Source organism: Sporosarcina limicola (genome assembly GCF_014873855.1).
GTDB lineage: Bacteria > Bacillota > Bacilli > Bacillales_A > Planococcaceae > Sporosarcina > Sporosarcina limicola.
The window spans coordinates 1-9,268 of sequence record NZ_JADBEL010000053.1; the positions used below are offsets into that span (position 1 = coordinate 1).

Sequence of the window (9,268 nt, forward strand, 5' to 3'; positions counted from 1 at the left end):
CCGCACTATAAGTGCGGGTAAAGGGAGTCGAACCCCCACGCCCGAAGGCACTAGATCCTAAGTCTAGCGCGTCTGCCAGTTCCGCCATACCCGCATTATATATCATGACTATAATGTCACAAAAATGGTGAGCCATGCAGGATTCGAACCTGCGACCCTCTGATTAAAAGTCAGATGCTCTACCAACTGAGCTAATGGCTCGTTAAAGTGGTGCCGGAGAAAGGACTTGAACCCTCAACCTACTGATTACAAGTCAGTTGCTCTACCAGTTGAGCTACTCCGGCTAATTAAACACGTTATAGAAATTGTATGGTGGAGGATGACGGGCTCGAACCGCCGACCCCCTGCTTGTAAGGCAGGTGCTCTCCCAGCTGAGCTAATCCTCCATGAGAGAAAATCTTTCATTCCGATGTACTTATAGCGTTAATCGGACAAGACTTATTATAACAACTAACACCCTAGAAAAGCAAGTGTTTTTTTGAAATTGTTTTTTGTCTGAAAAGCAATTTATTAAAGCGACTTTTATATAATAACAAAAGTGAAACTCGTTTGCAACTTTTTTAAATGTTTTTCACAACATCAATAACTATATCACCTGTTTTAAAGTAATGCAACAGTTTTTTGAAAGAACTTGTTCCAATATTTATTCTGTACGTTTCTTATCTTCAATAATGATCATTAAAAGCTCTAATAAGTCCCAACCTACCTGCTTTTCATCCCCAGGGAAAAGGGATGAGAAACCATCTAGATCACCACGATGGCTCCTCACATTTTCATTCATCCTCATGCCGCAACATTCGATAGCCCACGCGCACATGTGTCTGAATATACTTTGGATTCGCTGGATTCTCTTCAATTTTCTTGCGTAACGTTGCCATAAACACACGTAAGCTTGGTACGTCTGACTGCGATACATGCTGCCACACTTCCTTCAATAGATAGTTGTGCGTTAGAACTTTACCAACATGCTTTGACAGTACAACCAATAACTTATACTCAATCGGCGTCAGATGCACTTCTCCATCATGCACAAATACCGTGTTTGCCAAATAATCGATGCGCAAATCACCGTTCACAAACACCGGTTGCTCTTTATCGGACTGACGATCGCTCGCAAGTCGTCTAAATGCTACGCGAATACGCGCCAGTAGTTCGTCCACGCTGAACGGTTTCGTTACATAATCATCGGCTCCGGCGTCGAGCGCGTTAATTTTGTCACGCTCCTCACCGCGCGCACTCACTACAATAATCGGCGTTTGCGACCAGCTACGAATTTTATAGATAACATCGACACCGTCCATATCCGGTAAACCGAGATCTAGAATAATTACATCCGGTTGCATAGACAATACTTTTTGCAACGCCGTTTTACCATCCAGCGCAATAGCATACTCATACTGTTGCATACTCAATGTCATTTTGATTAAGTTCCCGATTGCCAAATCATCTTCCACTACCAAAATTCGATTATTCATTAACATTGACAACCCCTTTTTCAAGCATAAAACTAAAAATTGCACCCGTCGGCACATTATCCGCCACCGTCAGCTCGCTTCCATGCACTTTCACGATAGCTTGGCACAATGATAGGCCAAGTCCAAGACCTCGCCGACTATCACTACGATAGATTTTATCTGTCATGAAAGGCTCAAACAGCCACGCTTTTATCGTATCACTAATGCCTAGACCGTTATCCGTAATGCAGATACGTACATGATCGCCCACTTCCTGTGCCGACAGGATAATCTCGCTACCCGTCGGCGTGTATGTCAACGCATTATTGACAATATTGATGATTACTTGAATGATAAGTCGCGCGTCCATTACCGCGAATAACAACTCCGGCTCGACACGGCAATGAATGCGATGCTTATTTCCATTGTGCATCACGTGTAAAAGCGCCTCCTGCATTATATCTTCAACAAGTTCCGGTTGCATTTCAATCGATAGTTCCCCACCGTCTAGCCTCGACACTGCAAGCAAATTCTCGACCATCTGCACAAGCCACTTCGCGTTATTGTTCATATCCCGGTATAGCTGAACTTTCTGCGTCTCGTCAATCTGTTCCCCGCTCGATAGCAAGATATCAGCATTACCTGAAATACTCGTCAGTGGCGTTCTTAAATCATGCGAAATGGAGCGTAAAAAGTTTGCTCGCATCTGCTCAAGCTCCGCCTCCCGCGCGACTTCCTCATTGGATTTTTGTAAATACCATTTATCAAGCGCAAACGAAAATTCATTAATGATTGCATCAAGAATATGCCGTTCAAACGATGGCAACGGAGCTTCTTTCGTTAGCGCGATACCAACGATGCCTTCCACGTTGCCGCCCGAAACGACCGGTACATAGTACGCATTCGCTTCCGGGAAAGTATCCGTTGACACGCCGGCCGCCTGCATATTACTTGCACCCCATGTCGCTACGCCACGCTCGTTCACATTGTCAAACAGTGCTTCCATTGCCTTATTTTCAGCATCAGTCATCACATTTGTCCGGAAATATTCTTTTTTCATTATTAATTGATCAGCCATATCAAAAAATACAGCCGGTTTTTCAACAAGCTTGACGATTTGTGTCATACCTTCAGTAATGATTTCCTCAAGCGATTTTGCGTGCTGCAATTTACGGTTCGTCTCGAGTAATACCTCCGTTCGGTACGACTTGCGCACCGCGCTAATCGCTTGCTTCTTCACTTTCCGCGTTAGACTGCTCGTGATTAACCCTGATATGAACATGATTAAAAACGTCATCGGGTAATCCCAATGGTATGCTTCAAATGAAAACCGCGGTTCGGTAAATAAAAAGTTAAAAATGAGAACCGCGACCAGCGAACTAATAACGCTCACTACCCAACCGGTCGACCACATCGCAAGTACTAACACACCTAAAATATAAATTGTAACAATATTCGCTTCACTCACGCCGACAGTAAAGAACAATACTCCGATTATCGATGCGACTCCGAATATAATCGCCATCTTTAATAAATCTATCCAATCAAACTTTAGTTGCATTTCCATTCCTTGAAAGCGCATCGGCTCGTTTTCCTGGTCAGGTACAATATACAGCCCCAAGTTCGGTACAAACTCATTGAGACGATCGACGATTTTGACGTTCGGCCGCCACCAGTGTGCTTTCGTTGCCGTCCTTCCGATAACAAGCTTCGTCACGCCACTCATTCGCGCGTAATTGGCTAATGCCGCCGCCACATCCTCTTCTTGAACAGTTACCACATTCCCGCCAAGTTGCTCCGTCAGTTTGATATGCTGTTGCAACCTCTCTGAATTCGCATCGCTACCATTATTTATTCCGGCTTTTTGTACATATAACGCCGTAAATTTGCCGTGTAGCGCTTGCGAAAGTCGCGCCGCAGTTCGGATGACTTTCGCATTCGTCGGCGAACTACTAATCCCGACCAACAGATGATCCTCCACCTGTGCATTATGAGTTAGTGAATCGTTCTCAAGCGACTGTTTATGATAAACCGTATCCGCTGTGCGGCGCAGCGCGATTTCACGAAGCGCCACCAGATTCGGTTTTCGAAAAAAATGTTCCATCGCCTTTTCGACCTGCGCAGCGCGGTAAATCTTGCCTTCCTTTAAACGCTGAATCAAATCTTCCGGCTCAATATCAACGAGTTTTATTTGCGCTGCGTTATCAATTAAATAATCTGGTATATGCTCGCGCACTTTCACACCGGTAATTTCTTCCACCAAGTCATGTAGACTTTCAATATGCTGGATATTAACGGTCGTGTAGATGTGGATACCTTTTGCAAGTAGTTCCTCCACATCGCCAAACCGCTTTAAATGACGCATTGGCGGCATATTACTATGCGCCAGTTCATCAATCACCACAAGCCCAGGTTGTCGTTCAAGCACCGCATCAATATCAAACTCTTCAAATATCTTTCCTTTATAAGTTATTTTTTTGGTCGGTATCATTTCAAGTCCTTCAAGTAAGGCAGTTGTTTCTGGCCGAGCATGCGGTTCAACATAACCGATGACCACATCTACACCGAGTTTCTTTGCTTCATGGGCAGCGTCGAGCATTGCATAGGTTTTACCGACTCCTGCCGCATACCCGAGAAATATTTTCAGCTTGCCTGCCCCTGCTCCCTTTTCCTGCTGTTTAATCTTCGCTAAAATCGCTTCTGGACTCGGACGTCTGTCTTCCATTGCTCCTCACCTCCCTCTCATTATAATCCCAACTTCCATTAAGACGGCATAAAGATTTTCATCTTAATGCCGTCTTAATACAAATCACGTTTCTCTAACACTACGTTAATTCGAATTTCATTATGATGGAGTTAATCGATCAACAGAAAGGATGAGAGACATGATGGACGTAGTTATGATTGGCGTGCTAATTATAAGTTTTGCCAGTCTTTATAGCTTGACTATCTGGTGTTACAAACAAGTAAACAATTAAGGAGGAATTGGTATGTGGTTAGTAATGGATATCATCATCGTGTTGTTGTTTGGTTATTTAGGTCATGCATTACTTCATCCAGAAAACTATTAATTGGCCTTTAGGAGGTAACGGATATGTGGCAAATCGCCTTGGTGCTCGGAATTTATTTACCACTTGTCATTGTAGCTGGTCATTATTTGTATCACGTGACAATGCAGCAAAAGACATGGCTTGATCCGGTAATGAACCGCATCGATAACATCATCTACAAAATTAGTGGCATTAAGCAAGTCAATATGACTGGGAAACAGTATGTGCTGGCACTGATTCTTTCAAATGCCATTATGGTACTCATTGGCTACATTATATTGCGGATTCAATCGGCGCTATTTTTAAACCCAAATGGCATTGGTACTATGGAAGCAACGCTGTCATTCAATACGATTATTTCCTTTATGACGAATACAAATCTACAGCACTACAGCGGTGAATCAGGTTTAAGTTATTTGAGTCAGATGCTCGTCATCACGTTCATGATGTTCACATCAGCGGCAACTGGCTATGCGGCATGTATGGCATTCTGTCGTCGCTTAGTCGCAAAAACGGATACCCTCGGTAATTTTTTTGTGGACTTTGTACGTGTGATAACACGCGTCTTAATTCCAATTTCCTTTATCGTGGCATTAATTTTAGTGTTCCAGGGTTCACCGCAAACGTTCAACTCGAACGAGACAGTTCATACAATTGAAGGAAATATGCAAGATATCGCACTTGGACCTATCGCTTCACTCGAATCAATTAAGCATGTTGGTACGAACGGCGGCGGTTTCAACGGTGCTAACTCAACGACACCCTTTGAAAACCCGACCGTCATTTCAAATATCGTAGAAATGCTATCCATGATGTTGCTACCTGGTGCTTGCGTTGTGGCTTTCAGCTTAATGGTTGTCAACAGAAAGCGGAAAACATTATTCGGTAAACAAGGTTTGGTCATTTTCGCGGCAATGAGCATCCTATTCCTCATTGGCCTAACCACTTGTTATCTAGCTGAACGCGCAGGTAACCCGATTATCGGCGAGCTTGGCATCACGCAGGATCTCGGTAGTATGGAAGGGAAGGAAATGCGCTTTGGCGTTGCACAGTCTGCTTTATTCACAGTTGTGACAACAGCCTTCACGACCGGATCGGTTAATAATATGCATGATACCTTAACGCCGCTTGGTGGCATGGTGCCGCTATTTAACATGATGTTGAACGTTGTATTTGGCGGTAAGGGGGTCGGTTTGATGAACATGATGATGTATGTCATGTTGACGATTTTCATCGCCTGTTTAATGATTGGCCGCACCCCTCAGTTTTTAGGTAAAAAAATTGAAGAGAAAGAAATGAAATTAATCGCACTTTGTATCTTAATCCACCCCGCGATTATCCTAGTGTTCTCAGCGCTTGCTGTCTCGACCGTAGCTGGAGTTGAAGGGATCACAAACCCAGGTGCACATGGGTTATCGCAGGTGCTTTATGAATACGCTTCATCATCGGCGAACAATGGCTCTGGATTCGAAGGATTATCCGATAATTCGACGTTCTGGAACGTGACGACAGGTCTAGCGATGTTCTTTGGCCGCTACTTATCAATCATCATTCAACTTACCATTGCATCACTGCTTGCGAAAAAGTTATGGCATAGTGAATCGGTTGGTACTTTGAAAACAGACAACGCAATGTTCACGTTCCTACTTGTCGCAATAGTATTGATGATTGGCGCATTGACTTTTCTACCCGCATTAGCACTCGGTCCAATTACAGAACATTTACAAATACGTTCTTGACGAGGAGATACAACAATGGAAACTACATCGAAAAAGAGTTTTATTACTGGTGAAATTATGAAGAGTTCAATTTTAGAGGCTTTTAGGAAATTAAATCCGGTGAATATGGTGAAAAACCCGGTATTATTCGTAGTTGAAATCGGGTTTATCCTTGTACTTCTGCTAGCCATTTTTCCGAATATGATGGGCGATGACAATGGTGGGCATTTACGCCTTTATAATGCAATTGTCGCCGTAATTCTACTCGTCACGATTTTATTCGCAAACTTTGCTGAATCCATCGCAGAAGGTCGCGGTAAAGCACAAGTTCAGACACTCAAGAAAACAAATACAGTGACAGAGGCGCGCGTACTTCTTTCTGACGGGACGCAGGTTATGAAACAGGCCAATGAGCTTATAAAAGGTGACATCGTCATCGTTCAGGCTGGCGAAGTTATCCCGAACGATGGTGAAGTGATTGAAGGTATTGCAACTGTCGACGAATCGGCCATCACCGGTGAATCAGCCCCTGTGGTGAAGGAACGCGGCGGTGATTTTTCTTCAGTTACAGGCGGGACCACCGTGACAAGTGACTGGCTAAAAATTGAAATCACCTCCCTACCTGGCGAATCGTTTTTGGATAAAATGATTGCACTCATAGAAGGTGCGAGCCGTAAAAAAACACCAAACGAAATTGCCCTAAACACGTTATTAGTTAGTTTAACTATCATCTTCTTACTAGTGGTCGTCACGCTTTACCCCATGACTACGTACCTGAATGTGGATATTCCAGTTGCGACATTAATCGCATTGATTGTCTGCTTAATCCCGACCACAATCGGCGGGCTGTTGTCAGCAATCGGCATTGCCGGAATGGACCGCGTAACACAGTTCAATGTTATCGCTATGTCAGGAAGGGCTGTCGAAGCATGCGGAGATGTCGATACATTGATTTTGGATAAAACAGGAACCATCACTTATGGTAACCGCCTAGCATCCGAATTTTCACCGGTGCTAGGGGTTGATAAAAAAGAATTGATTCGCGCTGCATGGTTAAGTTCATTAACGGACGACACACCTGAAGGCAAATCGATTTTATCACTTGCCATCAAATTAAACGTCGATGCTGCAGATGAAAAAAAGATTATCAAGACGAGCGATCCTATTTCATTTACAGCGCAGACACGCATGAGCGGACTTGATATGCAAAACGGAACAAAAATCCGAAAAGGTGCTTATGATTCAATTAAAAATAGAAGTGTCGCTGCCGGTCATGCTCTCCCAAAAGACTTGGAGGGTCTGGTGCATCAAGTATCATCCCTAGGTGGCACACCGTTAGTAGTGACCGAAAACGATAACATCCTTGGCGTCATTTATCTAAAGGATGTCGTAAAGCCCGGTTTAAAAGAGCGTTTTGAACTGCTCCGCGCGATGGGCATTAAAACAATCATGTGTACAGGAGACAATCCGCTAACAGCCGCAACGATCGCAAAAGAAGCTGGAGTAGACGGCTTTATCGCCGAAAGTAAACCAGAAGATAAAATCAATGTGATTAAAGAAGAGCAGGCGCAAGGAAAAATCGTGGCAATGACTGGAGACGGTACGAACGATGCGCCGGCACTGGCTCAGGCAAACGTCGGTCTGGCAATGAACTCCGGGACGAACGCAGCGAAAGAAGCAGCGAACATGGTCGACTTGGACTCAAATCCAACTAAAATCATCGAAGTTGTAGAAATCGGCAAACAATTACTGATGACACGTGGTGCCTTAACAACATTTAGTATTGCGAACGATGTAGCGAAATACTTCGCAATCATCCCTGCGATGCTAATGGTGGCAGTACCTGAGATGGGGGCGCTGAACGTCATGCAGTTGAACTCACCAACGAGCGCCATCATCTCAGCCCTGATTTTTAACGCCATCATCATCCCTTTGCTGATTCCAATCGCTATGAAGGGTGTTAAATACAAACCGATGAGCGCGTCGAAATTACTAAGCAGAAACTTGTTGGTTTACGGACTTGGCGGCATTATCGCTCCCTTTATCGGCATTAAATTTATCGACCTAATTATCGGGCCTATTTTACGCATGATGGGTCTATAGGAGGAAACTATGTATGAAAGGTTTTTTTGAATACTCGAAACAAGCGGTACTAGTCACTTTCTCGATGCTCGTTTTATGCGGTTTAATTTATCCATTTGCGGTCACTGCGGTGGCCCAAGTGTTATTCAACCACCAAGCAAACGGCAGTTTAATCGATTTAGAAGGTGAAGTTGTCGGCTCTGAAAAATTAGGTCAGGCATTTACTGCACCTGAATATTTATGGGGGCGCGTATCAGCAGTGAATTACAACACCTATACGAAAGAAGATCTAGTGCCTGATGTAAACGGCGAAACAGCTTACGGTGGCGTCAGTTCCGGTACATTCAATTATGCCCCATCCAACCCTGAACTAAAAAAACGAATTGAAGAGGATATTGAAACATTTTTAAATGCAAACCCCGGGGTACAGCGCGAACAAATTCCAGCTGACTTGGTGACCGCCTCCGGATCAGGTCTTGACCCGCATATCAGCGTGGATGCTGCCCTCATTCAAATGAAGCGTATTGCACAAGCAAGCGGCCTATCCGTAGATGACGTGGAAGCGATTGTAAAAGCCAATACTGACAGCCGCACGTTTGGTGTGTTCGGCGAAGACAAAGTCAACGTCCTTGGTGTGAATTTAGCGATTTTTGAAAAGGTGAAGGAGGAATGATGTAGATTATGTAATTGATCGTTTGAGTTCTTAATTGGTCGCTTCGCTAGTGGAATCAGTCGCTTGTTTCTTTAATTGGTCGCTTCGCTTGCGGGATCAGTCGCTTGGTTCCTTAATTGGTCGCTTCGCTAGTGGAATCAGTCGCTTGGTTGCTTAATTGGTCGCTTCGCTTATGGAATCAGTCGCTTGGTTGCTTAATTGGTCGCTTCGCTAGTGGAATCAGTCGCTTGGTTGCTTAATTGGTCGCTTCGCTTATGGAATCAGTCGCTTGGTTGCTTAATTGGTCGCTAC

At 44.2% G+C, this 9,268-nt stretch carries 7 protein-coding genes and 4 tRNA genes; 4 read left to right on the top strand and 7 right to left on the bottom strand.

What is annotated here, in order from left to right; translation table 11 throughout:
- Positions 1-12 precede the first annotated feature (12 nt).
- From H4683_RS20665 to H4683_RS20690, 7 genes are all read right to left on the bottom strand, one after another.
- A tRNA-Leu gene (locus H4683_RS20665) sits at positions 13-94 on the bottom strand.
- A 31-nt stretch (positions 95-125) separates the two neighbouring features.
- Positions 126-201 (bottom strand) — tRNA-Lys (locus H4683_RS20670).
- A 7-nt stretch (positions 202-208) separates the two neighbouring features.
- A tRNA-Thr gene (locus tag H4683_RS20675) sits at positions 209-284 on the bottom strand.
- 26 nt (positions 285-310) lie between these two features.
- Positions 311-386 (bottom strand) — tRNA-Val (locus H4683_RS20680).
- A 257-nt stretch (positions 387-643) separates the two neighbouring features.
- Positions 644-769, bottom strand: a complete 126-nt coding sequence (locus tag H4683_RS22070) for a hypothetical protein (RefSeq protein ID WP_275403122.1) — start codon at positions 767-769, stop codon at positions 644-646.
- A 4-nt stretch (positions 770-773) separates the two neighbouring features.
- Positions 774-1,475, bottom strand: a complete 702-nt coding sequence (locus H4683_RS20685; RefSeq protein ID WP_192600714.1) for a response regulator — start codon at positions 1,473-1,475, stop codon at positions 774-776.
- The gene (locus H4683_RS20690; RefSeq protein ID WP_192600715.1) at positions 1,468-4,179 is read right to left on the bottom strand and encodes a sensor histidine kinase; all 2,712 of its coding nucleotides are present in this window, start codon (positions 4,177-4,179) and stop codon (positions 1,468-1,470) included. The genes H4683_RS20685 and H4683_RS20690 overlap by 8 nt, the downstream gene beginning before the upstream one ends.
- 277 nt (positions 4,180-4,456) lie before the next feature.
- On the opposite strand from H4683_RS20690, the gene H4683_RS22570 reads away from it, so the two are divergent.
- The 4 genes from H4683_RS22570 to kdpC are packed head-to-tail and all read left to right on the top strand — an operon-like array spanning position 4,457 to position 8,977.
- Entirely contained in the window at positions 4,457-4,525 is a 69-nt protein-coding gene (locus H4683_RS22570) for a potassium-transporting ATPase subunit F (protein ID WP_225942277.1), read from the top strand.
- A gap of 23 nt (positions 4,526-4,548) precedes the next feature.
- Complete coding sequence (kdpA, locus tag H4683_RS20700; RefSeq protein ID WP_192600716.1) at positions 4,549-6,243, top strand: potassium-transporting ATPase subunit KdpA; 1,695 nt, start codon at positions 4,549-4,551, stop codon at positions 6,241-6,243.
- 15 nt (positions 6,244-6,258) lie between these two features.
- Entirely contained in the window at positions 6,259-8,325 is a 2,067-nt protein-coding gene (gene kdpB, locus H4683_RS20705) for a potassium-transporting ATPase subunit KdpB (protein ID WP_192600717.1), read from the top strand.
- 13 nt (positions 8,326-8,338) lie between these two features.
- Positions 8,339-8,977 (top strand): K(+)-transporting ATPase subunit C, encoded by a 639-nt coding sequence (gene kdpC, locus H4683_RS20710; protein WP_192600718.1) that lies wholly within the window; start codon positions 8,339-8,341, stop codon positions 8,975-8,977.
- Positions 8,978-9,268: the final 291 nt, after the last annotated feature.

Bases quoted from the DNA above. Each gene is read 5' to 3' on its own strand.
- H4683_RS20685 (WP_192600714.1), bottom strand. From the start codon at position 1,475: ATGAATAATCGAATTTTGGTAGTGGAAGATGATTTGGCAATCGGGAAC.
- H4683_RS20690 (WP_192600715.1), bottom strand. From the start codon at position 4,179: ATGGAAGACAGACGTCCGAGTCCAGAAGCGATTTTAGCGAAGATTAAA.
- kdpA (WP_192600716.1), top strand. From the start codon at position 4,549: ATGTGGCAAATCGCCTTGGTGCTCGGAATTTATTTACCACTTGTCATT.
- kdpB (WP_192600717.1), top strand. From the start codon at position 6,259: ATGGAAACTACATCGAAAAAGAGTTTTATTACTGGTGAAATTATGAAG.
- kdpC (WP_192600718.1), top strand. From the start codon at position 8,339: ATGAAAGGTTTTTTTGAATACTCGAAACAAGCGGTACTAGTCACTTTC.